This window comes from Candidatus Poriferisodalis sp. (assembly GCF_965208925.1).
In the GTDB taxonomy this organism is placed as follows: Bacteria; Actinomycetota; Acidimicrobiia; order Acidimicrobiales; family Poriferisodalaceae; genus Poriferisodalis.
In genome coordinates this window covers 1,039,685-1,063,964 of sequence record NZ_OZ242364.1, presented here as the reverse complement: position 1 = coordinate 1,063,964, position 24,280 = coordinate 1,039,685, and the positions used below count along the sequence as shown (strand labels likewise).

At 68.6% G+C, this 24,280-nt stretch carries 18 protein-coding genes, 2 tRNA genes and 1 other RNA gene; 12 read left to right on the top strand and 9 right to left on the bottom strand.

What is annotated here, in order from left to right:
• The first annotated feature begins 69 nt into the window (after positions 1-69).
• Positions 70-888 carry a PaaX family transcriptional regulator C-terminal domain-containing protein gene (locus ACOGI5_RS04550; RefSeq protein WP_419863281.1) on the top strand — a complete coding sequence of 273 codons (819 nt, stop codon included), beginning with the start codon at positions 70-72 and terminating at the stop codon, positions 886-888.
• A gap of 26 nt (positions 889-914) precedes the next feature.
• On the opposite strand, the gene ACOGI5_RS04545 is transcribed toward ACOGI5_RS04550, so the two are convergent.
• Positions 915-3,284 carry an FAD-dependent monooxygenase gene (locus ACOGI5_RS04545; protein ID WP_419863280.1) on the bottom strand — a complete coding sequence of 790 codons (2,370 nt, stop codon included), beginning with the start codon at positions 3,282-3,284 and terminating at the stop codon, positions 915-917.
• Positions 3,285-3,449: 165 nt separating this feature from the next.
• On the opposite strand from ACOGI5_RS04545, the gene ACOGI5_RS04540 reads away from it, so the two are divergent.
• The 10 genes from ACOGI5_RS04540 (at position 3,450) to ACOGI5_RS04495 (ending at position 17,237) form a co-directional block, all read left to right on the top strand.
• A complete protein-coding gene (locus ACOGI5_RS04540; RefSeq protein ID WP_419863279.1) occupies positions 3,450-4,160 on the top strand; it encodes an SDR family NAD(P)-dependent oxidoreductase in 711 nt (236 codons plus the stop codon).
• Positions 4,157-4,981: an enoyl-CoA hydratase family protein gene (locus ACOGI5_RS04535; RefSeq protein WP_419863278.1), complete on the top strand. Its 825-nt coding sequence runs from the start codon at positions 4,157-4,159 to the stop codon at positions 4,979-4,981. The genes ACOGI5_RS04540 and ACOGI5_RS04535 overlap by 4 nt, the downstream gene beginning before the upstream one ends.
• Positions 4,982-5,014: 33 nt before the next feature.
• Complete coding sequence (locus ACOGI5_RS04530) at positions 5,015-5,422, top strand: RidA family protein (RefSeq protein WP_419863277.1); 408 nt, start codon at positions 5,015-5,017, stop codon at positions 5,420-5,422.
• A 55-nt stretch (positions 5,423-5,477) separates the two neighbouring features.
• Positions 5,478-9,185: a hydantoinase B/oxoprolinase family protein gene (locus ACOGI5_RS04525; RefSeq protein WP_419863276.1), complete on the top strand. Its 3,708-nt coding sequence runs from the start codon at positions 5,478-5,480 to the stop codon at positions 9,183-9,185.
• A gap of 48 nt (positions 9,186-9,233) precedes the next feature.
• Complete coding sequence (locus ACOGI5_RS04520) at positions 9,234-10,448, top strand: acyl-CoA dehydrogenase family protein (protein ID WP_419863275.1); 1,215 nt, start codon at positions 9,234-9,236, stop codon at positions 10,446-10,448.
• Between the two features lie 265 nt (positions 10,449-10,713).
• On the top strand, positions 10,714-12,990 hold the full coding sequence (locus tag ACOGI5_RS04515; protein WP_419863274.1) for a beta-propeller domain-containing protein: 2,277 nt from the start codon (positions 10,714-10,716) through the stop codon (positions 12,988-12,990).
• A gap of 48 nt (positions 12,991-13,038) precedes the next feature.
• Positions 13,039-13,950, top strand: coding sequence for a PAC2 family protein (locus ACOGI5_RS04510; RefSeq protein ID WP_419863273.1), 912 nt, complete (start codon positions 13,039-13,041; stop codon positions 13,948-13,950).
• 195 nt (positions 13,951-14,145) lie between these two features.
• Positions 14,146-15,261: a chorismate synthase gene (gene aroC / locus ACOGI5_RS04505; protein WP_419863272.1), complete on the top strand. Its 1,116-nt coding sequence runs from the start codon at positions 14,146-14,148 to the stop codon at positions 15,259-15,261.
• A 10-nt stretch (positions 15,262-15,271) separates the two neighbouring features.
• The gene (locus ACOGI5_RS04500; RefSeq protein ID WP_419863271.1) at positions 15,272-16,012 is read left to right on the top strand and encodes a sulfite exporter TauE/SafE family protein; all 741 of its coding nucleotides are present in this window, start codon (positions 15,272-15,274) and stop codon (positions 16,010-16,012) included.
• Between the two features lie 70 nt (positions 16,013-16,082).
• Complete coding sequence (locus ACOGI5_RS04495) at positions 16,083-17,237, top strand: MalY/PatB family protein (RefSeq protein WP_419863270.1); 1,155 nt, start codon at positions 16,083-16,085, stop codon at positions 17,235-17,237.
• Here ACOGI5_RS04495 and ACOGI5_RS04490 read toward each other — a convergent pair.
• From ACOGI5_RS04490 to xseA, 4 genes are all read right to left on the bottom strand, one after another.
• Positions 17,234-18,076: an SURF1 family protein gene (locus ACOGI5_RS04490; RefSeq protein ID WP_419863269.1), complete on the bottom strand. Its 843-nt coding sequence runs from the start codon at positions 18,074-18,076 to the stop codon at positions 17,234-17,236. The two genes, ACOGI5_RS04495 and ACOGI5_RS04490, sit on opposite strands and share 4 nt — an antisense overlap.
• 9 nt (positions 18,077-18,085) lie before the next feature.
• Positions 18,086-20,047 carry a S9 family peptidase gene (locus ACOGI5_RS04485; RefSeq protein ID WP_419863268.1) on the bottom strand — a complete coding sequence of 654 codons (1,962 nt, stop codon included), beginning with the start codon at positions 20,045-20,047 and terminating at the stop codon, positions 18,086-18,088.
• A gap of 319 nt (positions 20,048-20,366) precedes the next feature.
• The gene (xseB, locus tag ACOGI5_RS04480; protein WP_419863267.1) at positions 20,367-20,624 is read right to left on the bottom strand and encodes an exodeoxyribonuclease VII small subunit; all 258 of its coding nucleotides are present in this window, start codon (positions 20,622-20,624) and stop codon (positions 20,367-20,369) included.
• Positions 20,617-22,092 carry an exodeoxyribonuclease VII large subunit gene (xseA, locus tag ACOGI5_RS04475; RefSeq protein ID WP_419863266.1) on the bottom strand — a complete coding sequence of 492 codons (1,476 nt, stop codon included), beginning with the start codon at positions 22,090-22,092 and terminating at the stop codon, positions 20,617-20,619. Before xseA ends, xseB begins: the two co-directional genes overlap by 8 nt.
• A gap of 109 nt (positions 22,093-22,201) precedes the next feature.
• On the opposite strand from xseA, the gene ACOGI5_RS04470 reads away from it, so the two are divergent.
• Positions 22,202-22,291, top strand: a tRNA-Ser gene (locus ACOGI5_RS04470).
• A gap of 31 nt (positions 22,292-22,322) precedes the next feature.
• Here the strand turns inward: ACOGI5_RS04470 and tadA are convergent.
• From tadA to ffs, 4 genes are all read right to left on the bottom strand, one after another.
• Positions 22,323-22,769 (bottom strand): tRNA adenosine(34) deaminase TadA, encoded by a 447-nt coding sequence (tadA, locus tag ACOGI5_RS04465; RefSeq protein ID WP_419863265.1) that lies wholly within the window; start codon positions 22,767-22,769, stop codon positions 22,323-22,325.
• A 42-nt stretch (positions 22,770-22,811) separates the two neighbouring features.
• Complete coding sequence (locus ACOGI5_RS04460) at positions 22,812-23,810, bottom strand: sterol desaturase family protein (RefSeq protein WP_419863264.1); 999 nt, start codon at positions 23,808-23,810, stop codon at positions 22,812-22,814.
• Positions 23,811-23,829: 19 nt separating this feature from the next.
• Positions 23,830-23,918 (bottom strand) — tRNA-Ser (locus tag ACOGI5_RS04455).
• Positions 23,919-24,005: 87 nt separating this feature from the next.
• Positions 24,006-24,104: signal recognition particle sRNA small type (gene ffs, locus ACOGI5_RS04450), an RNA gene on the bottom strand.
• Positions 24,105-24,280 lie beyond the last annotated feature (176 nt).

Here is a 24,280-nt window from a genome sequence, read left to right as displayed (position 1 = left end):
GCGCCTTGGCTGCACTGGTCGGCGAGTAGCGGCTGGTCGGCGGGCAGGGCTGGGAAGGGACCTCGACTGATGACGTTGTCGCCGAGAGACCGGATCCTCGATACCTACGGGTTGTTCGCCCGGGACTACGGCGGCTGGATTGCGGTCGGCGGGCTGATTGCCGTCTTGAGCGAGTTCAGCATCGAGGCGCAGGCCGTGTGTTCTGCTGCCTCTCGCATGAAGCGCTCGGGTCTGCTGGTGTCCGAACGGGTGGACGGCACGGCCGGCTATGCGCTGAGCGCCGACGGTCGGGAGATTCTCGAAGCTGGCGATCAGCGCATCTTCGCCAGCGGCGTCAGGCGCCATGACGATTCGTGGCTGTTGGTGCTGTTCTCGATTCCCGAGTCCGAGCGTCGCAAGCGGTACCTGATCCGGTCCAGGCTGGCTCGCCTCGGTTTCGCTCCGGGCCCCGCTGCGTCGTGGATCGCGCCGGCCTCCCTGGCAGGCGAAGCTCGCACCATGCTGCGCCGCAGCGGGCTCGACAGCTACGTGTCGTTCTTCGAGGGCGAATACTGCGCTGAAGGTGGCAGTCCACATATCGCGACGACGGCGTGGGACCTCGACATGATCAACAAGCTGTACGGCGAGTACTTGGCGACTCAGCAGCCGATATTCGAAGCGTGGATGGCCGAGCCCGGCGCCGACCGCGACGCGTTCGTGGCGCACATGAACAACATCAGTGCCTGGCGGCCGCTGCCCTACGCCGACCCCGGTCTTCCGCCGTCGGTCACGCCGGCCGGTTGGCTCGCGGAGGAAGCCCGTGAGATGTTCACCAAGCTGCATCGCCAGCTGCGGCCCGGCGCGCATCGCCTCTACCTGGCGACGCTTGAAACAGCCGCCCGCCGCTAGCGAATCACCACGCCCGACGGGCGCTCCTACCGCAGGTCTCGATCGATGAGAGCGTCGGGAACCTGCTCGCGCCGGCGGCTCGTACGCCCCTGCCAGTATTGGATCGGCCAGGAGTGCTCGCTGTGACCGAGATCGATGGCCGCGTTGAGCGTCCAGTAGGGATCGACCAGGTGCGCACGCGCGATCAGGCAGATGTCGGCTCGGCCCGCCATGAGGACGGTGTTGACGTCATCGATGCTGGAGATCGCACCCACTGCCATGGTCGGGATGCCCACTGTGTTGCGGATCGCCTCGGCGAACGGCGTCTGGTACAGCCGCCCGTAGGCGGGTTGGCCGGCGGGGTCCACCTGGCCGCTGGAGACGTCGATGATGTCCACGCCCGCGCCCTTGAGCATGTCGCTCAGCTCGATGGCCTCCGAGCGGCTGAACCCGCCCTCGATCCAATCGGTGGCTGAGATCCGCACCGACAGCGGCTTGGCATGCGGCCAGGTCTCCCGCGCCGCTTCGGTGACGCGCAGCAGGAAGCGAGCCCTGTTCTCCAGCGAGCCGCCGTGGTCGTCGCTTCGCTGGTTGGTCACCGGCGACAGGAACGACGACAGCAGGTAGCCGTGCGCCGCATGCAGCTCGACGAGGTCGAACCCAGCCTCGGCAGATCGCCGGGTGGCCGCCACGAAATCGTCGAGCACCGTGTCCATCTGCGTGTACGTCATCTCGTGCGGAACTTGACAGCCGGCCCGGTACCGCAGCGGCGACGCCGAGATCAGCGGCCAGTTGCCTTCGTCCAGCGGGACGTCCTCGCCTTCCCACGGCACCTTCGTGGAGCCCTTGCGGCCGGCGTGCCCGAGCTGCATCCCGATCTTGGCGCCGGTGAAGTCGTGCACGAAGCGGGTGATGCCGGCCCACGCCTCGGCCTGCTGGGCGTTCCAGATGCCGGTGCAGCCGGGAGTGATGCGCGCGTCGGGCGAGGTGCAGGTCATCTCGGTCATCACGAGCGCGGCACCGCCGACGGCGCGGCTGCCGAGGTGCACCTTGTGCCAGTCGTTCGGCACCCCGTCGACGGCGCTGTACTGCGCCATCGGCGACACGCCGATGCGGTTGTGAAAGGTCACGTCCCGCAGAGCGAACGGGTAGAAGATCGGCGGCGTGTCGGGGGTCGGCGGCCGGTGCGCAGGCGGCTGCTGTTCTGCGAACCACTTCAGGGTCTCTTCGTGGTAGCGGGCGTCGCGCTCGCGCAGGTTGTCGTAGGTCACCCGCTGTGACCTGGTGAACAGCGAGAACGCGAACTGCTCGAAGGGCCGGTGGCGGTGGTGATCGACGTGGCTGAACCAGTCCTCGCTGGTGGCCGCGGCTCGCTGCAGGCTCTCGATCTGGGGCCGCCGGTCGGACTCGTAGTTCTTGAGCGCTTTGGAGACGTCGCCAGTCTCGGCCACCGCATCGGCGAGCGCGATGGCATCCTCCAGCGCCATCTTGGTGCCGCTGCCCACCGAGTAGTGAGCGGTGTGGGCGGCGTCGCCCAGCAGGACGATGTTGTTCACGACCCAGGAACCGCACGAGATCCGGGGGAAGCTGATCCATCTCGAGTTGTTGCCGATGAGGGGCCGGCCCCCCAGGTGACGGCTGAAGAGCCGGCTGCACCAGTCCAAGGCGTGCTGGTCGGATTCGCCTGGGCTGAGGTCGGCGTCATGACCTCCGAGCTGCAGCCGTTGCCAGGTCGCCTCGGCCATTTCCACGATGAACGTCGAACGAGTCTCGTCGTAGGGGTAGATGTGCGCCTGCACCGTGCGATGCGCCGCTTCCTCGCTGTGCTTGATGTTTTCCAGGACGAGGTCGTCGCTGTGTTCGACGTCGTCGAGGACTACGTCTTCGAAGATGAACGTGAACCGGTCGAAGGGGGCGTCGGTGCCGGTCCAGATGTACTTCGCCGAGCCGCTGCGGATCACCGGGCGCAGGTCGTCGGCGTAGCGGGTTCGGGTGCCGCTGTTGACGCCGTCACCGGCGACGACCAGGTCGACCTCTCCTGCCAGGCCGTCGACATCAGCCTCGGTCTCGAACTCGACACGGACGCCGAGCTCGAGGGCCCGGCTCGTCAGGATCTCGAGCAGTCGCACCCGGGAGAGCGCAGCGAAGCCGTGACCGTCGGAAGTGATCGTCCGCCCCTGGTAGCGGACGTCCATCGCTCCCCAGTAGCGGAATTCCGACTCGATCGCGGCAATCGATCCGGGGTCGGTCCCAGCGATGTTGGCGAGCGTTTCGTCGGAGAACACCACACCGAACCCGAACGTGTCGCCGCGGCGGTTGCGCTCGTACACGGTGATGTCGTGGTCCGCGTCCTGCTTGGCCATCAGGATGCTGAAGAACAGGCTCGCCGGGCCTCCCCCGATGCAGGCGATCTTCATCGAGGCATCCGTTCAGGGCTCATCGTCGTCGGTTTCATTCGTGACATCGCGGGAAATTTGCGATGTCAAAAATGGTAGTACGGTCTTGCAAATGGCGAGCCCCGCCGCTGTCCGTCAGCACTCGCCCGCCGATCTAGCCGGCGGGTGTGCCCTCGAGGCGGCGGCATGAGCACCGTGGTAGTCACCGGGGGGACCCGTGGGATCGGCGGGGCCATCAGCGCTGAACTTGCCGCTGCAGGTCACCATGTCATCGCGCTGGCGACCACTGAACCCCCAGCACTGCCGGACGGCATCGACGCTCGCATCTGCGACGTGACTGACGAGCAGCAGGTCGCCGCAGTGTTTTCTGACATCGGCGCAGTGGACGTCCTCGTGAACAACGCAGGGGTGTCGGGATCGAATCGGCTTGGCCGCACGACGCTCGAGGAGTGGAACCGCAACATGGCGGTCAATGCGACCGGGGCGTTCCTGTGCACACGAGCGGTGATCGACCAGATGCTGGAACGCGACGCCGGCAAGATCGTGACCGTTGCGTCCATTGCCGGCGTCGAGGGCGCCCCCTACATCGCCGCCTACGCAGCCTCCAAGCACGCGGTCATGGGACTGATGCGCGTCGTGGCTGCGGAGGTGGCTGGTACTGCTGTCACGGCCAACTCCGTGTGCCCCACCTTTGTGCGCACCGAGATGACCGTGGCCACGATCGCCAACATCGCCGAACGGACCGGCAAGAACCTCGCTGATGCCGAGGCGGCGCTGGCCAAGGCCACACCGCACGGCCGGATCATCGAGATCGCTGAAGTCGTCGACGCGGTGATGGAGCTGCTGGCTGGCGATCTCAGCGGGCAGGAGATCGTGCTCGACGGAGGCCCGTCATGACATTCCGCGCATCCGCACGCTTCACCGACGACTGGGAGCATTTCGATTTCAGCTTCGACGACCGGGTGGCCACCATCACCTTCCAGCGGCCCGCCAAGCTCAACGCGCTCACGTTCGACATCTATGCCGACCTGCGGGACCTGTTCCGGGAGGCACCGCTGCGCGGCGACATCGACGCCATCGTCATCACCGGCGAGGGCCGGGGCTTCTGCTCGGGCGGGGATGTCGACGAGATCATCGGCGAACTCGTGAAGTTCGATCCGAAGCAGTTGCTCGAGTTCACCCACATGACGGGTGCGGTGATCCAGAACATGCGCGAGTGCCCGATCCCGATCATCGCCGCCATCAACGGCACGGTCGCCGGAGCGGGAGCGGTGATCGCGCTGGCGTCGGACTTCCGCATCTGCGTGCCCCATGCCAAGTTCCGGTTCCTGTTCACCAACGTCGGCCTGTCGGGCGGTGACATGGGCTCTGCGTACTTGCTGCCCCGCCTTGTCGGGCAGGGGCGTGCCACCGAGATCCTGATGCTCGGCGATGCCGTGACCGCCGACGACGCGGTCCGGATCGGCCTGGCGAACCGGGTCGTTGCCCCCGAGGCGCTGCTGGAGGAGTCCACGGCGCTGGCGCGGCGGCTCGCCGACGGGCCCCGGCTGGCCTACCAGGCCACGAAGCTGCTGATCAGCCGGGAGGCGGACATGAGCCTGCCCGCCGCCATCGAGCTGGAGGCCATGACCCAGGCGCTGCTCATGCGCACCGACGATCACGCAGAATTCCACCGTGCGTTCGGGGCTTCGGAGGCACCGAACTGGACTGGACGATGAAATGCAGGCTCACAAGCACAGAGGGACGATGACGTGACCACGCCGCACCGGCTGATCAGCCCTGACTCCATGTCGCCGTCCCCCGGCTTCGCTCACGCCGTCGTGCCGGCCGACGGGCGGACCGTCTACCTCGCCGGGCAGATCGCTGCAGACCCGACCGGGGCCGTCGTCGGCGACACCTTCGCCGAGCAGTACGACGTGGCGCTCGGCAACGTCGTCGAAGCGCTGGCTCACGCGGGCGGCGAGCCGCACGACATCGTGTCGCTCGTTGTCTATGCCACTGATGTGGAGGCCTACCGTGACGACCTTCGCGGCGTGGGCGCTGCCCACCGCAAGCATCTCGACCGGCACTTCCCTGCGATGGCACTGCTGGGAACAACCGGACTGGTCGAACCCGATGCCCTGGTCGAGATCATCGCCACAGCGGTGGTGCCTGACTGAGCGGGACACCGTCCGTGCTGGAAACCGCCGCCAGAACGACACCTAAGGTCGTGAGATGAGCCAAGCAGCCGCTGGCTGGGACTTCTGGGTAGATCGCGGGGGCACCTTCACCGATGTCGTGGCGCGCCGGCCCGACGGCAGCCTGGTGACACACAAGCTGCTGAGCGAGGATCCGCGCCGCTATGACGACGCTGCCACGACAGCCATTGCCGACCTGCTCGACGTCGCCCGTGGCGAGCCTCTGCCGCCGGAGCGCATCAGGTCGGTGAAGATGGGCACCACGGTGGCCACCAACGCCCTGCTGCAGCGCAGAGGGGTGCCGACCCTGTTCGTCACCACGGCCGGCTTCGGCGACGTTCTGCGCATCGGGTACCAGACCCGCCCTCACCTGTTCAAGCTCGACATCGTGTTGCCCGAGATGCTGTATTCGGAGGTGCTCGAGGTCGACGAGCGCATCGCCGCCGACGGCACGGTGCTGTGCCCGCTGGACCTGGATTCTGCAGCCGCCGGAATGGCTGCGGCCCGCGAGCGGGGCATGCAGGCAGTCGCCATCGTGCTGGTGCACGGCTACCGGCACCCGTCGCACGAAGCCGCACTCGCCGCTGCCGCCCGCGAGATCGGCTTCTCCCAAATCTCGGTCAGCCACAAGGTGGACCCGCTGGTCAAGATCGTCCCCCGCGGCGACACCACCGTGGCCGACGCTTACCTGTCGCCGATCCTGCGCAGCTACGTCGATGCCGTTGCATCGAGAATCGGCACCGCAGCTTCGGCGGACGGGCCGCAGCTGCAGTTCATGCAGTCGAACGGCGGCTTGGCCGATGCCCGGCGCTTCACCGGCCGCGATGCACTGCTGTCGGGTCCTGCGGGTGGCGTCGTCGGCATGGCCCGCACCGCCCAGGCAGCCGGCTTCGAGCGGCTCATCGGCTTCGACATGGGAGGCACGTCGACTGACGTCTCACACTTCGCCGGCGAGTTCGAGCGGGCGAACGAGACCGAGGTGGCGGGCATCCGCGTTCGCACCCCGATCATCGACATGCACACGGTCGCCGCAGGCGGCGGATCGCTGCTCACCTTCGACGGCAGCCGCCTGCGCGTCGGCCCCGAATCGGCCGGCGCCGATCCCGGACCGGTCTGCTACGGCAACGACGGTCCGCTCGCGCTCACCGATGCCAACGCGGTGCTGGGCGTCATCCGGCCCGAGTACTTCCCGGCTGTCTTCGGCGCTGACGGCAGTCAGCCGCTCGACGCTGAAGCTGCCGCCCGCGGCATCGCCGAGCTGGCCGACCGGATCGGCGACGCGAGCGGCGTGCGACGCAGTGCCGCTGAGGTGGCGTTCGGTTACGGCGAGATCGCAGCCGAGAACATGGCCAACGCCATTCGCAAGATCAGCACTGAGCGGGGCCACGACATCACCGCGTACACGCTCGTCTGCTTCGGCGGTGCCGGCGGCCAGCACGCCTGCCGGGTCGCCGACCGGCTCGGCATCACCACCGTCCTCATCCACCCGCACGCCGGAGTGCTCTCGGCGCTCGGTATCGGGTTGGCCGATGTCACCGACTTGCGTGCCGAGCCGGTCGAATCCGCCCTGGATGAAGAACTCATTCACGAGCTGCACCGGCGACTGGCCGCGGCCGCTCCTGGGGCCATCGACGCCGTGGCTGCAGCGGGCGTGTCGCCCGACCGGATCGAGGTGACCGGCCGTCTCGCCGTTCGCTACCGAGGCTCGGACACGACACTTGAAGTGCCATTGGGCACAGCGAATGAGGTTGCACGCGACTTTGCGAATGCGCACCGGACGAGGTTCGGCTTCAGTCCGCCTGGGGCCGCGAACTCTGCTACGGCGCTGGTGGTCGATGCGCTGCATATCGAGGCCCGCGGCCAGGCCGTCGATCCGCCGCCGGCCGCACCGCCGGCGGGCGACCGCGAGCCATTGCTTGCCACGCACCCGACCTACATGGGTTCGACCGCAGGCGCCGCATCAGATGGCGCAGCGTCGGCCGACGGCGAGACGCGGCCGACTTGCGAGCGCTACGACACGCCGTTCTGGGACCGCACCGCCATGGCACCCGGCACGATGGTGGCAGGCCCGGCGGTCATCGTCGAACCGAACGCCACCACCGTGATCGAGCCCGGCTGGCAGGGCACCGTCACCGACCGCGGCGACCTCGTGCTGGATCGGATTGTGGCCCGACCCTCACGCGTCGCGATCGGCACCAGCGTCGATCCGGTGCAGCTCGAGATCTTCAACAACCTGTTCATGAACATCGCAGAGCAGATGGGCGTAGTGCTCGAGCACACCGCGGTGTCGGTGAACATCAAGGAGCGGCGCGACTTCAGCTGTGCGCTATTCGACCTCTCCGGCGAGCTCGTGGCCAACGCACCGCACCTGCCGGTGCATCTCGGCTCGATGAGCGAATCCATCCGAACAGTCATCGAGCAGAACCCCGACATGTTGCCCGGCGACGTCTTCGTGCTCAACAACCCCTACAACGGCGGCACGCACCTGCCCGACGTGACCGTGGTGCGGCCCGTGTTCGACGCAGCGGGGCGCGAACGCATCTTCTATGTGGCCTCGCGCGGTCATCACGCCGACATCGGCGGCTGCGTGCCCGGCTCGGCGCCGGCCGACTCCACCACCATCGACGAGGAAGGGCTGGTCCTCGACAACCTCCAGATCGTGACCGAGGGACGCTTCCTCGAGGACAAGGTGCGCCAGGTGCTCGCCAGCGGCCCGTGGCCAGCCCGCAACCCCGACCAGAACGTCGCCGACCTGCGTGCCCAGGTGGCAGCGTGCGAGCGAGGGGCCGTCGAATTGGCCCGCATCGTGGAGTACTACGGGCTCGACGTCGTTCACGCCTACATGGGCCACGTTGCCGACAACGCCGAGGAGATGGTGCGGCGGGTCATCGATGCGCTCGATGACGGCAGCTACCGGATGGAGCTCGACGACGGCAGCGTGATCTGCGTCCGCATCTCGGTGGATCCCGACCAGCGCAGCGCGGTGGTCGACTTCACCGGCACCAGCGGTCAGCATCCGGGCAACTTCAATGCCCCGGTGGCGGTGTGCCGCTCAGCGGTGCTGTACGTGTTCCGCTGCATGGTGGACGACGCCATCCCGCTCAACGCCGGCTGCCTGCGGCCCCTCGAGCTGGTGGTGCCCGATCCCTCGATGCTGTCGCCGCACCCGCCCGCCGCGGTCATCGCCGGCAATGTCGAGACGTCCCAGCAGATCACCGATGCGCTGTTCGGCGCGTTGGGCGTGGTAGCCGCCTCGCAGGGCACGATGAACAACTTCATCTGGGGCAACGACGCTCACCAGTACTACGAGACGATCTGCGGGGGCGCCGGTGCCACGGCACGCCGCCCGGGGGCCGATGCGGTGCACACCCACATGACCAACACCCGCCTCACCGACCCCGAGATCCTCGAACAGCGCCACCCCGTGCTGCTGGAGCGCTTCGAGGTGCGCCGGGGCTCGGGCGGTCGTGGCGCGAACGACGGGGGCGACGGCGTCGTGCGGCGCCTGCGTTTCGGCGAGCCGATGACGGCGAACCTGCTGTCGAGCTGTCGACGGATCGCACCGTTCGGCGTCGCCGGAGGCGAGAACGGTGCGCGCGGGCGCAATCTGCTCGAACGGGTCGACGGCACCGTCACCGAGCTGGCCGGCTGTGCCCGGGTCGAAGTCGACGAAGGCGATGTGATGGAGATCCACACGCCCGGAGGCGGCGGTTACGGACCGCCGCTGGGGGCCGCCGCGGGATGAGTGCCCGATGAGCCGTTGCATGGACTGCCGAACCAGACAGGGTGAGCGATGAATGAACAGGTGCTGACGCCCGAGCGAGCCGAGCTCGTGGCCAGGATGGCCGAGCTGGGCCCGGCGTTCGCGGAGCGCGCGCCCAAGTACGACCGGGAAGCCAGCTTCCCGCACGAGAACTGGGCCGACCTCGCCGATGCCGGGTTCCTGGGCCTGTGCGTGCCCAAAGAGGTCGGCGGGCTGGGTGCCGATTTCGTGGGCTACGCGCTGGTGGCCGAGGAGATGGGCCGGCACTGCGCGACCACTGCGCTGACGTTCAACATGCACACGGCCACGGCGCTGCTCTCCGGGCCGATCGCAGAGGCGCTGCTGGCCGGCGAGCGCGGCCGCGAGCTGGATCCGGACGGGACCATGGCCGCGCACCTGGAGAACACCCGCCCGCACCTGTGGGAGGGCATGGTTCGTGGCCGCGTCATCCACTCCCAACCGTTCTCCGAGGGCCAGGCGCCCGGCGCCCGATCGGGCTTCAGCACCATGGCGGTGCCCACCGAGGGCGGCTATCGCGTGACCGGGCGCAAAATCTTCGCCTCGCTGAGCGGCGCTGCTCACGTTCACAACGTGCTGGCGGTGGTGGAGGGCGACCCCCACATCCGCCTGCTCGGCGTGCCGGCCGACGGAGACGGTGCCGAGATCGTCGGCGACTGGGACCCGATCGGCATGCGCGGCACCGACTCCCGCACGCTGGTGATGGACGACGTGTTCGTGCCTGCCCGCAACGAGGTGCTGCCAGCGGGCATGTTCAACGCGATGGTGGAGCGCTTCCCGCAGTTCTACATGACCTTGTCGTTCAGCTATCTGGGGCTGATGCGGGCCATCCTGGATGCCACCCGCACCTACTTGCGGGGCGAGTCGGGAGTGAAGGCGTCACGTGATCATCCGATCAAGCAGACCGGCTGGGCGCAGCTGCAGCTCATCTACGACCGGGCGCAATCGCTGACGTACCGGGTCTTGAGCGAGCTTCGTGCCGACCCCAGCCCCGATGAGCTGCGGCGGGCGCACGTGGCGACGGTCACCACCATGGAGAGCGCTCCCGAAATGGCATCGTTGGCGCTGCGCACGTGCGGCGGCCGGTCGCTGCTGCGGCCCGGCCGTCTCGAGCAGCACTACCGCGATGCCCGCTGCGGGGCCACGATGCTGCCGTGGAGCACCGAGGAGCTGCTGGTGCGCCTCGGCCGCAACGGCCTCTACGACGACCTGCCCGACGACAGCTGAGCCCTAATTCTGTCGACCGTTCTTGCTCTCCAGAGCTACGCTGTGAACGGCACACACGACGTGTCGTGAGGACGGGATCCGCCCGGTGGTCAGAGCTACGCCGGTAGCGCGGGCGGTCCCGTCCCGTGCCGACCATACGACAACACTTTCATTGCACCAGATTGATTTTCGATCTGAGCTCGATCTCCAGTAGCGGGGCGGCTTGTCATCGCAACGTAACGTCGGGCGTGGAACCCCCAAAGGGCGCGCGGCGTCGTGTGAGTTGATGACGAATTCACCCAAGCGCACCAGGACCGGGTGGTCGCTCGCAGTGCTGGCTGCCGCGACTCTGTTGGCTGCCGCCTGCGCCAGCGACCCCGATGACGGCGCCGTCGACGAACCGGCACCGGACACCACCGAACCCGCGGCGACTACCAGCACGGACGATGCCGAGCCCGCTGACCCCGACGTGCCTGACGCGGCCGAAGCCGGGACCGACGACGACCCGGCTTCTGCCCCCGATGAGCCAGCCGTCGACGACCCCTCTGAAGAGACACCAAGCGGCGATGAGCCCGGCACCGATGAGGGCGACACCGCGGTGGCGGCGGCGCTGCGCCAGTTCGACGAGTGCGATGCCGTGCTCAGCTACGTCCAGGAGCACGCGGCGCAAGCCGTCGGCCCGTGGGGCCTCGGTGACGGCTTCGGCATCGCTGGCGAGGTGCTGGAAGCCGAGATAGCTAACGATGACGCGGCGTCGGGCACCGGGTCGCTGCAGCCGGGCGTCGACTACAGCACCTCCAACGTGCAGGAGGCAGGCATCGACGAGCCCCATGTGCTCAAGACCGACGGTCGGCGCATGGTGGTGGCAAGTGAGAACCGGGTGCACGTAGTCGACGTGACCGGCCCGGCGCCGGTGCTGGTCGCCACGGTCGAGATCGGCGACCACTGGATCTCGAATCTGCTGCTGCACGGCGACCGCGTGCTCGTGTTCGCCTCGCAGTGGGACGTCATCGTTCCGTTCTCCGAACCGGGCGACACCGCTTCGGAGATCGAGCCGATGTCGTCGTGGGGGCCGACGACCGGGATCGTCGAGATCGATCTGAGCGGCGCAACTCCGCACGTCACCAGGCGGCTGGACATCGAAGGCGATTACGTCGGCGCCCGCCTGACCGACGGCGTGGTGCGGCTGGTCACTCGCTCACGCCCGCGAGCGATTCCCTGGGCTGTGCCCGAAACCGCCGACCTTGCCGCGCAGGAGCGGTCGACCGGGGCGAATCGGGATCTCGTCGCAAGCACGACCGTCGACGACTGGCTGCCTCGCTTCTCGCTCAGCGATGCATCCGGCACCGCCACCGCAGGTGGGCGCCTCGTCGACTGCGACCGTGTCTGGGTGCCTCCGCACTACGCCGGCCCCGGCACGCTCAGCGTCACCACCATCGACATCTCATCCGAAGGGCTCGACGGGCCCATGGACACCAGCTCGATCATGTCGGACGGCAGCACGGTGTACGCCTCGCCAGAGCATCTCTACGTGACCACGACGCGCTGGCATGACTGGCGCCTCGAACCGGCAGGTCCCGGTGACGGCGCACCCGTCGAGACCGAGGTCCACATGTTCGACACCACCGGCCGGGCGACAAGCACCTACGTCGGGTCCGCATCGGTGATCGGCACCGTGCTGAACCAGTACTCGATGTCCGAGCACGAGGGTCACTTGCGAATTGCCACCACGACTGCCCCGGTCTGGCAGCCGTGGCGCACCGAAGGCGGACCCGAGTCCGAGAGCTTCGTGACGATGTTCGCCGTCGGCGCCGAGGGTCTGTCTGAAGTCGGCCAGGTCGGCGGGCTCGGCATCGGCGAGCGCATCTTTGCGGTGCGCTACCTGGGCGACATCGCCGCTGTGGTGACGTTCCGCCAGGTCGATCCGCTGTACCTGCTGGATCTGTCCGAGCCGACCGCGCCTGCAGTACGCGGCGAATTGAAGATCACCGGCTACTCGGCGTACCTCCATCCGCTCGGCGACGACCTGCTGCTCGGCGTGGGCCAGGAGGCCACCGACGAGGGCTTCACCGTGGGTACCCAGGTGTCGCTGTTCGACATCGCTGACCTGGACCGGCCGCAGCGCATCGCCCAGTGGACTGCCCCGGGCGGCCACAGCCAGGTGGAGTTCAATGCGCTCGCCTTCCTGCACTGGCAGCCGAGCGACCTCGCGGTGCTGCCGCTGAACCAATACCCGTTCGACGACAGCGGCAGCGAGCCGCCGTTCCTCGGCGCCGTGGCGCTCGACACCGCGGGCACCGAGCTCACCGAGCGCGCACGCATCAGCCATGCCGACCCTCCGCTGCGCAAGTGCCGCGAGTCGCGCGAGATCGTCGTGCGGCCCGACGGCACCGAGCAACCCGGCCCGTGGGAGCGCTACTGCTGGTTCGACACCGACTGGCAGGCGCAGGTAACCGCCAGCGCCGTGGTCGGTGACCGGCTCTACCTCGCATCGCACAAGGCACTCGAATCGGTCTGGCTGGACTCGCTGGAGCGTGCCTCGCTGCTCACCTGGGCCCGCTGAGCCACTAATCCGGACGCGATCGGCGCACGCATCGGCCATAGTGAGGCCGTGACCGGGGCCGAAGATCCTTCAGAGCAACCGATCGTCGTGTGGGACGGTGCGCCGAACCTGCACAACCCGCTCCTGCTGGTGGCGTTCGAGGGCTGGTTCGACGCCGGCGAATGCGCCACTGGCGCGCTGACGTGGATCCGCGAGCGAAGCGAAGCACGGCGGGTCTGCCACATCGACCCCGAGGAATTCTTCGACTTCCAGGAGAGCCGCCCGCACATCGAGATCACGTCCGAAGGGGAACGCCGCATTCGCTGGCCGGAGATCGAGTGCCATGTCGTGCCGGCTGCACCGCCGCACGACCTCGTGCTGCTGTCGGGCATCGAGCCGCGGATGCGCTGGCGCACGTTCTGCGAGGGAGTGGCGGAGATCGCCCGCGGACTCGGCTGCCAGATGGTGGTGACGCTCGGGGCCATGGTTGCGGGCGTGGCCCACTCCCGGGCCGCCTCGGTGAAGGGAAGCGCCGCCAACGGGGAACTGGCCGCTCGTCTCGGCCTCGACAGCCCCACCTACCAGGGCCCCACCGGCATCATCGGGACGCTGCACGACGTGCTGGACCGGGCGGCGTTCCCCGTGGTGTCGCTGCGTGTGGGGGTGCCCCACTACGTTGCGGGCCCGCCGAATCCCAAGGGCACGCGGGCGCTGCTGGCCCACTTCGAGACCGTCACCGGCGTGCGGACCGGGTACCGCGAGCTCGACAGCAGCGTGCAGACGTGGGAGCAGCGGGTCGATGAGGCGGTGGCGCGAGATCCCGAGATCGTGGCCTATATCCGGCAGCTCGAAACCGAAGCGGACCGCACCGCCGAGGAAAACCTGCCCAGCGGCGATGACATAGCGCTGGAATTCCAGAAGTTCCTGGCGGAGCAGCGCGAATCGCCCCCCGACCCCACGGCGCCTGACAATCGAGACTGAGCGCACGGCCGGCGTGGTCGGCCGCCCGCAGAAGTCGCAAAATGCCGCCGTTGACGGGCAGTCGCCGTCGCAAGAGGCTGAGCCGTGAGGCGATGCCGTGGCCCGAGCGGCCCGTGAGCGAAGCGAACAAGAGCGGGGCGCAAATTGTGCGAAAACAAGAGCCTTGCCTGTCCGCGCGGCTTCTAGGGTTCTGACATGGGCGGCAGCACGTTCGGGGAACGCTTCGCGGTCACCACGTTCGGCGAATCGCATGGCGGCGCGCTGGGGGTGATTGTCGACGGCTGTCCGGCGCGCATTGAGTTGAGCGAAGCCGACGTGCAGGTCGACCTCGACCGTCGCCGACCCGGCCAGAGCCGCATCGTCACCCAGCGCCAGGAGGCCGACCGGGTCACGATTCACTCGGGAGTCTTCGAGGGCCTCACGCTCGGCACGCCGATCGGCATGACCGTCGCCAACACCGATGCCCGGCCCGGCGCCTATTCCGAGATGGCCACCACGTACCGGCCGAGCCACGCCGACTACACCACCGACGCCAAGTACGGCATCCGGAACTGGCAGGGCGGAGGTCGGGCGTCAGCACGCGAGACCGTCGGCCGTGTCGCTGCCGGCGCGGTGGCGCGCAAGGTGCTCGCCGCGGCGGGCGTCGAGGTGCTGGGCTGGGTCAGCTCGGTGAGCGACATCAACGCCGATGTGGACCCGGCGGCGGTGACGCGGGACGCCGTAGAGGCCGACCCGACCCGTTGCGCTGACCCCGCTGCCGCAGCCCGCATCATCGATGCCATCGATGCGGCCCGCCGGGACGGCAACTCGCTCGGCGGGGTCGTGGCCTGCGTGGCACGAGGTGTGCCCCCTGGCCTGGGCGAGCCGGTGTTCGACAAGCTCGACGCCGAGCTGGCCGGTGCAGTGATGTCGCTGCCTGCAGCGAAGGGCATGGAGATCGGCAGCGGCTTCGCCGGCACGCTCATGACCGGCCGCACGCACAACGACGAGTTCGCGCCCGGTCCCGACGGCCGACCCGTCACCGTGACCAACCGCAGCGGCGGCATACAAGGCGGCATCAGCAACGGTGCCGACATCGTGCTGCGCGTGGCCTTCAAGCCCACCGCCACCATTGCGTCGGAGCAGAAGACTGTCACGAACGCCAACGAGCCGGCCGTGCTGGCCGCCCGAGGTCGGCACGATCCGTGCGTGCTGCCGCGGGCGGTGCCGATGGTCGAGGCCATGGTCTGCCTCGTGCTGGCCGACCATCTCCTGCGCCAGCAGACAACCCAGCTCGCAGATACTCCGTTGCCGCCGCAGCCATCCGGCTGACGGGCAGCCGATGGACATCGCACAGATTGCGCTCGTTGCGGCCGCGGGCGTGGTTGCGGGCGTGGTGAATGCCATGGCCGGCGGCGGTTCGCTGCTGACGGTCAGCCTGCTGACGGTGGTGGGCGACCTGGGCGGGCTCGTGGCCAATGGCACCAACCGCATCGGCGTCGTGACGCAGAACCTGGCGTCGGTGGCCGGCTACCGATCGGAGGGCGTGTCGGGCTTGCGCCGCTCGGTGCCCGTACTGCTGCCCGCGTTGATCGGCTCGGTGATCGGCGCCTATGCCGTCTCCAGCCTGCTCAGCGACACGGCCTTCGAGCGGGTCTTCGGCATATTGATGGTGCCGCTGCTGATCCTGAGCCTGTGGCCGCCGAAGGCCCGCGGAGACGAGATCGTGTGGCCGCGGGCGCTGACCGTGGTGGTGTTCTTCCTGATCGGCGCCTACGGCGGGGCGTTTCAGGCGGGCGTGGGGCTCATGCTGGTGCTGGCGCTGTCGCACGCCGGGCTCGACTTGGTGAACGCCAATGCGGTCAAGGTGGTGGTGATCGCTGTGCTGACCGTGGTGGCGGTGCCGGTGTTCATCCTGAACGACCAGGTGCACTGGGGCTTCGCTGTCATCGTGGCCGCGGGCTTCGCCGTCGGCGGCTGGCTGGGTGCACGCTGGGCGGTCCGGGGCGGCGAGCGGCTGATCCGGCCCGTGCTGGCCGTCGCGGTCCTCGGCCTCGCCGGCCGCATGATCGGCCTGTACTGAACACCCACAGGCGTCAGAGGGCGCCGCCGTCCTCTGACGCCGGCGGTGGTCGGGCGCGTAGGGTCACGCCGTGATATTCGAACTGGACGCCGAACGGGTTCGGAACCGCCCGGGCATCAAGTGGGGGCGCGAAGGCCCGGACGTGCTGGCGGCATGGGTCGCCGACATGGACGTCGAGCTGCCTGCAGTCGTGCTCGACGCCGTGCGCGAGCGCATCGATTCGGGCGGCCTGGGTTACGACTTCTATGATCAGCCGATCCCCGTGCTGCGCGTCTTCGCGAAGCGCATGGGCGAGGCGTTCGGCTGGCAGGTCGATCCGCTCGACGTGGTGCGGGTTCATGACGTGATCCAGGGCTTGGAGCTGGCGATCACCTACTGCACCGAACCCGGCGACGGCGTCATCTTCCAGACCCCCGCCTACCCGCCGTTCTTCTCCAGCGTGGAGGGGCATGGTCGCCGGGTGGTGCCCAACCCGCTCATTCGCCACGACGACGGCTGGCAGCTCGATCTCGACCATTTCGAATCGGTGGCTTCGGCGCCCGATGTGACCGCAGTGATCCTGTGCCAGCCGCACAACCCGTGCGGCATGGTGCTCGACGCCGACGGCATCGCCGCAGTGATCGACATTGCAGAGCGCCACGACTTGGTGGTGATCTCCGACGAGATCCACTGTGACCTCGTGTACGCGCCCCGTCGGCACCTCCCGGTGGCGTCGGTGAGCGAGCTGGCCTCGGAGCGGACCGTCACCGTCACTGCTGCCACCAAGTCGTTCAACATGGCGGGACTGCGGATGGCGTTCCTGCACTCGGCGTCGTCGCGTTACGGCCCGATTGTCCGCAAGATCCCCAAGCGGCTGATCGGCGGCATCGGGATCCTCGGGCAGGTGGCCACCATTGCCGGCTGGACCGAGGCGCTCGACTGGCTGGACGAGCTGGTGGCCGGCCTGGACAGCAACCGGCACCTGCTGGCGGATCTGCTGGCGGAGCGGCTGCCCGAGGTGCGCTACCGGCCGCCCGATGCCACCTACTTGGCGTGGATGGACTGTTCTGAGCTGGGATTGGGCGACGATCCCGCCTCGGTGTTCCTGGGGCGCGGTCGGGTGTATCTGAACTCGGGGCTCGACTTCGGGCCCGAGGGTGCAGGCCACGTGCGCCTCAACTTCGCTACCTCGCCGGCGATGCTCGACGAGGCCACGGCTCGCATGGCCAAAGCCATCGGCCGCTAGTCGTCGGCGATCTGTTCGGATTCGCCCTTGCGGGCTTGGTGGCGCAGCACCAGCGTGTAGCCCACGATGGCGACGGCGGCGAAGCTGAACCACTGGAACGTGTAGCCGAGGTGCGGCCCGGCGTCGAGTTCTGGCGCCGGCACGAGCTGAGGCACCGCGACACCAGGCGAACTCGCTCCGAGCTCGATCAGAGCGCCGTCAGCGTCCGTTGCGCTGATGAGCTCGACATATACGGGCACGAGGCTGAGCGTGGTTTGCTGGTCGATGCGTTCGACGTCTGTCCGCGCCAGCGAATCCAGTTGTCCTTGAGCCGGGTCTGATGGTCCGAGCAGGCCTCGCTGCTGGCTGACACGAACACGGCCGATGATCTGACGCGCCGCCGGGAGCCGGGAGCCGATGACACCGACGTCGCCCTCGAGCCACGCTGTGCAGGCGCGCTGCGGCAACCACCCCTGCACCAGAAGCACGCCGTACGACTCGGCGCTGTCATTCGATGCTGCCGCGACGGGCCTGGCCATGTGACAACCGGGCAAGCCGTTGAGGCTGCGACGACGGATCTGCACCGCTTCGTGCAGGTAGTCCCAGCCGTTCTCATCGACGGGCAGCGTCACCAACCGATGCTCGAGCTCGTCTGCGATCTCGGTGCCCGACACCGCATCGAAGAAGCGGTCGGCGTCGAGCGGTGGCATCTCCGTCCGCTCGGCGACAGCGGCGTTGCGGTCGCTCACTTCGTTGTGGCGGCTGAGCTGCCAGAAGCCTGCGATCACGAAGATCACCAGCAGGCCGCCGGCGAGCGCGTGGCCGGCCAGCCAGATCGGCTTCCGGGCGAAGCTGTACACGGCATGAACCTATTGGGGTTGCTGCTGGCGCCCCTCGCGCACCTCGACGCGGGCGATGTCGCCTGCGGGCTCGAAGCCCAGCACCTGGCCGAGGAACGACAGCTCGGCTTCGAGCGCGGCCACGATGTTGGGCCCTCGGCGGAAGCCGTGCCCCTCGCCCTCGAACAGCAGGTAGGCGTGCGGCACGCCCGCATCTGCCAATGCCGCTACCACCTGTTCGGACTGGCTCTGTGGCACCACCCGGTCCTCGGTGCCTTGCAGCACGATCATCGGGGTACGCAGCTGGTCGGTTCGCCAGATAGGCGACCGCTCCCGGTACAGGTCGGCCTGCTCGGGCCACGGACCGATGAGCCCGTCGAGATAGCGGGCTTCGAACTTGTGGGTGTCGCGAGCGAGCGCTTCCAGATCGGCCACGCCATATCGGGAGATGCCGGCGGCGAACACGTCGCTGCCGGTCAGCGCGCACAGCGTGGTGTAGCCCCCTGCAGAGCCGCCATTGATGACGAGGCGCTGGGCGTCCACGGCGCCCTCGGCGGCCAGGTGGAGTGCCGCGGCGATGCAGTCCTGCGTGTCGACGACGCCCCACTGGCCTCGCAGCAGGTTGCGGAAGGCTGTGCCGTAGCCGGTGCTGCCGCCGTAGTTCACGTCCACCACGGCGATGCCGCGGGTAGTCCAGTACTGGATGCCCAGGTCCAGCGAGCTGCGGGCCGAGCCAGTGGGCCCGCCGTGGCTGAGCACCATCAGCGGCGGCAGCTCGGCGGGCCGTGCGGTCACGGCCGAGTTGGCGGGCGGGAAGAAGAACGCGTGGGCCTGGCGCCCCCCGTCGCTGTCAAACGTGAAGGCCTCGGGTACCGAGACGTCGCCGGCCTCCAGGGCCGAAGGCTCGCTGGCGCTGAGCTGGCGGTGGGCGCCGTCAGGTGCGATCTCCACGACAGCGGCCCGACGCGTCCAGCCCGCAGCGACGGTGACGACCGAGCCGCCGGGCGTGACCGCAAGCCGGCCGAAGTCAGTGAAGCCGCTCGGCACCTCCTCCAGCCGTCCGTCGCGGATGAACCCGAGGTGCCCGACACCGCCTGATATCCACGTGCACCAGAGCCTGCCGTCGCTGTCCCAGCCGTAGGTGGCCTGGGCAAAAACCCATGCGGGCACGCCGAACTCGCGGCGGCGTTCGACGCTGGCCGCTGTATCGGCGAGCACCGGTTCGGCAGCACCGGTCTCGGTATCGACGCGGCGGATCGACCACCAGCCGTCGATGTCGGTGACGATGTGCAGGACGCCGTCAGGGCTCCAGCCCGGCTGGGTCAGCGCGGGGCCGTCGCACAGCACTCGGTCGCTGCCCGGCACCGGCTCGCCGTCACGGAGATCGACAAGATGCAGGCGGGTGTGATCCCACGGCATGTTCGGGTGATCCCAGCTGAGATACGCCAGCGTCGATCCGTCCGGTGAGGGCCGCGGCGACGAGTAGAAGTCGGCGCCGGCTGCGACCACGCTGACCGTCCCGTCCAGGCGGACTGCGATCAGATCGTTGCGGGGCTCGTGTCCTGTGTCGTCGTGGGCTTCGCGCACCCACACGCTGACCGGATCGAAGTCGCCGACGTCGGAGTTGCCGTCCGGTGCCGGCACCAGCGTGGGATCGGCGTATCGCAGCCCTCGCGGGATGTCCGGCTCCGGGGTTATCGCATCCGGCGGCGCGCCTCCGGTGGCGTCAAACAGCCGGACCCGGTGGTCGCTCATGCAGCTGCCGAGCACGAGGTGGCGTCCGTCGGGCGCCTGGACCGGCAGCCAGGCGCCGCCGCCGTATTCGTGGACGGCGGTGCGGATGTCCGCCTCCGCTGTATGGGCAATGTCGGAGGGTTGAGCGCCGGCCGCGTCGAGCCGCACCCGGACTATCGCGCCCCGCCCACGGTCATCGGGCCGCTCTTCGACCCAGTAGGCCCAACCGCCGGCTAGGCGCGGCTCGGTCCGCCGCACCGAACCTGCGGCGACGTCGGCCGCCTGCAGCGGCGATGGCCACGCGCCATGCGGAAAAACCCCGGAGTTGCTGGGATTCCGGGCAATGTCGGGTTGTCCGGGCGCTTCTTGACAGGGCGCCTCTTGACTGGGCGTTTGTGAACTCATAGGTTCCTCGTTGGATTCGACGAGCGGCCGCGGTCACTCACAGTGGGCAAACACCGCGGCGGCGTGAGCGTGCGCTCCGGGTTTTCCACCGACCCGTGACGCGCAGGTGGACCGGGGGAGCGCCCACCAACTCCCTCGGTCCACACATGCCCATGACCCAGCGCGAGGCCGTTCAGGAGCCATCGCTAGCCGGCGAGTCCGGTTCGTGCTGGGCCAGGATCGTCTGCAGGGACAGTTCAGTGGCGCGCAGCCGCCCCTCACAGTGCGCGATGAGAAGCGAGGCGCGTTCAACCTGCGAGGCCAGCGCGTCGATGTCGACGTCATCGCTCTCCAGGCTGGCCAGGATTGCCTCGAGCTCGGCCATCGACTCGGCGTAGCCGCCGAATGCTGTCTCGTCTCTGCCAGCACCGCCGCCAGTGTCTTCAGCCATCAGTTGTCCTTCCGGTCGTCGGATCGTCAGCCGGTTCGCCGGGCCGAGCGTTGGCCGCCCTGCTGTGGTCGACAACACTGGCGAACACGGCGTGCTGGGTCTGCGTCGAAATCGTCTCGCCGGCGGCAGGCATCTCGCGCACGATGCTCCCGTCCGCCGCGCGCGTAATCGAGAAGCCCCGAGCCAGGGTCCGCTCCGGCGCGACCGCCGACACCAGTGCCGATGCGGAACGCAGCCGGGCCTTCGCAGCCTCGAGGCGTCGCGTCGAGGCTCGCTGCAGCCGGGGTCGTCGGGAGCCAAGCGATGCCATGGCGCGCTGGGCATGGGCAGGGCTGCGCTGCAGCGCTTGGCGCGCGCCGGCGAGCTTGCTGGCGGCGGTGCCGCAGTGGCGCTGCGCGTGATGACCCAGCCGCAGCCGGATCTCGCCGAGCCGCGCACGCGGGCGAGCCAGGCGGCGCTCGGCCAGCAGCCCCAGCGCGCTGCATGCTGCCGTCAGACGGGCTGCTGCGGCAGCCGCTCTGCTGCGGGCCAGCCGATCCACCTCGCGACGGGTTCGAGCCAGGCGTTCGTCGAACGCGGCCACATGGGCAACGAGTGCGGCGGCGCATGCAGTCGGCGTCTTGGCAGCCGTGTGCGCCACCTGGTCGACGACAGAGGTGTCGGTCTCGTGGCCGATGCCGCAGAACACCGGCAGCGGGCACATCGCAACGGCTTTCGCCACGCTGGCGAGGTCGAACGCCAGCAGGTCGGTGCGATCGCCACCGCCGCGCACCACGGCGATCACGTCGATGTCGGCACCTCCGAGCGTCCGAAGTGCCGCCATCAGGTCGGCTTCGGCCGTGACGCCCTGCACACGGGCGTCGCACAACAGCACCTCGAACGCATAACTGCTTGCCTCGAGCTCGTGGACGAAGTCCGCATGGGCTGCACTGCCTGCGGCCGTCACGAGGCCGACGCGCAGCGGCACCAGTGCCAGCGGCACGGCGGCGTTGCGGCGCAGCAGCCCTGACTCGGTCAGCTCGGTCAGCGTGCGCTCACGGTCAGCAGCCAGCACGCCGAGGGTGAAGTGCGGGTCGACACCGCTCATGATGAGCTGGACCTGCCCGCTGCCGGCGTAGTACTCCACCTCGGCCCGGATCCGCACTTCGATGCCGTCGTCGAGCGTCAGCCCGCCCGCTGCGGCGAGGTCGCGGTTCACGCCGCGCTGGCGTCCCTTGAACAGGGCCACCCGCATGCGTGCGCCCCGGCGGTCGTTGCCCGTTCCGGGTTCGATGAGGCTGAAGTAGATGTGGCCGCTCGCCGCTGCCGAATACCCGATGATCTCGCCGCGCACCCAGACTTCGCTGGGAAAGGCCCGCTGGATCGTCTCGCCGACGGCCGCCGCCAGGTCAGAAACCGACCACGTGCTGCCGGCTTGGCGCGCATCAGCGCCGGCCGCGGCCTGGGGACCCTCCAGCGTGCTGCTCACGGCGGAGAGGCTGTCACGATTTCGCCACGCTGGCGACCGATTTGTGGTGCACGCGGGCGGGGTCGACGAGCAGGCGGTCGATCTGGACGGCGTCGATAGGGTGCGCTGCGGAAGGTTGCCAGAGCGGACGAATGGGGCGGTCTCGAAAACCGTTGTGGCCTTCGGGTCACCGTGGGTTCGAATCCCACACCTTCCGCCACACCCGGCGCCTCGAGACGCAGTGCGCCAGATCAGCGGTAGCTGCCGAAAAAGTCGCTGAGCAGCTCGCCGCACTCCTCCTCGCGCACACCGCCCACGACCTCGGAGTTGTGATTGAAGCGCGGGTCCACGAGCAGGTTGTAGAGCGTCGCCGTGGCGCCTGCCTTGGGGTCGTAGGCCCCGAACACCACCCGGCGCACCCGGGCCGCGAGCACCGCCCCGGCGCACATGGGGCACGGTTCGAGCGTCGTCGCCAGGGTTGCGCCGCTGAGCCGCCAGTCGCCTATGGCCGCGGCGGCATCGCGCAGGGCCAGCACCTCGGCGTGCGCGGTGGGATCGTTGGTGGCCTCGCGCTCGTTGTGGCGCGCAGCGATCACCTCGCCGTCGACGATCACCACAGCGCCGACCGGCACCTCGCCAGCCGCCGCAGCCTGCCGGGCCTGTTCCAACGCCAACTCGATGGCCGCTTCGTCTGTCACACCCGAAGTGTGGCCGCTAGCGCGTCACCTCAGGCAGCGGTTTCAGGCGGCAGTGATGCCGCGCCTTCGCTTCGCCCGCTCGCGCATCCGGGCGTGGGCCTCGGGCGTGCCGTCGTGGAAGGTGCCGAACAGCTTGTCGAGCGGCACCGGCCGGTTGCCGTAGTTGCACTCGAAGTAGCGATGATGCAGGTGGTGGAAGTAGTCGGCTCCGGCCATCGTCGGCCCCTCGCGCTTGCCGATCTCGAAGCGCTCGAATCCCGAGTGGGAGAACGAGGTGGCCACGGCGTTGGACAGCAAGGTGAGGATCAGGATGAACGGGTGAGCGGGCACCACCCACCACAGCACGATCATGCTCAGGTACATCATGTGCTCGACCGGGTGCATCGACAGCCCGCTCCACGGCCCGGTGTTCACGTTGCGGTGATGCAGGTAGTGCACGTGGTCGTACACCCAGCGCATGTGCAGCACCCGGTGGATGCAATAGAAGTGCACGACTGACCACAGCGATGCGATCACCGTGAGCGCGCAGATGTAGGGCCACCACGTGCCCCACTCCACCGACGGGATCCAGTCGTTGGCGTAGAACCACATCGTCAGCGCCTCGTACGCCGACCACACTGCGCAGCCGCTGACCAGGCACCAGAAGATGTTGTCGCGGGTCTGGTTGTTCCACAGGAACGCCCGGTTGGTGGTGCTGAGCCACTGGCGGTTGTACTTGTAGCGCTGCTGCTGAACCTGCCGCATGTACAGCGCGACGTGGAGCGTCCCTGCGACCAGCGTGAACAGCACCACGTTGCGCAGATAGATCTCCAGGACCCACCTGGGGCGCAGGCTGGCCATGCGCTCCATGGACGGCGTGAAGAAGTTCCACACCACCGCCGACATCGCCACCCACAGCATTCCCTGGGGGAGCATCATCAGCGAGATGTGCCGCAGGGTCTGCAGGGGCCGGGGCGGCCAGTCCAGGATCGTGGAGACCGAGATGGGCAGGTCCGGCTCGTAGCCCTTGGCGTCCCTGATGGGCAGCCGGGAGCTGGTCATCACTGCTCAGTCTGACATGCGGAGAGTGTGGGATTCGAACCCACGGAGGCCGATGAAAGCCTCACACGCTTTCCAAGCGAGCCCATTCGTCCACTCTGGCAACTCTCCATGTCACTGGAGGGATCGCGTGGCGATCCCGCGACAGCGCCCCACCTCCGGCGAGACGGAGATGAGGGCGGTGTCGCCGTCTGGCGAGGCGGCCAGGCGATCTGCGGCACACAACGAGGTCCGCTGAGAGCTGCTGCCTCCCGGCCCTGACTCGGTTCACGGGTCGCCGTCGCACAGGACCCGGCCGCCACGTCAGACGGCGACACACGCCAAACGCTAACCGCAGAGACGCGTTCGCGGGCACAGCATCACTGGCTGTAGGAGCGGACGAGGACCCTGCGAGGTCGGAACCTGCTGGATTCCCGGCGCAGAGGACTCGTCCGCTCCTGCCGCGGGCGCAGCCACTGGCTGGATTCCTTAGG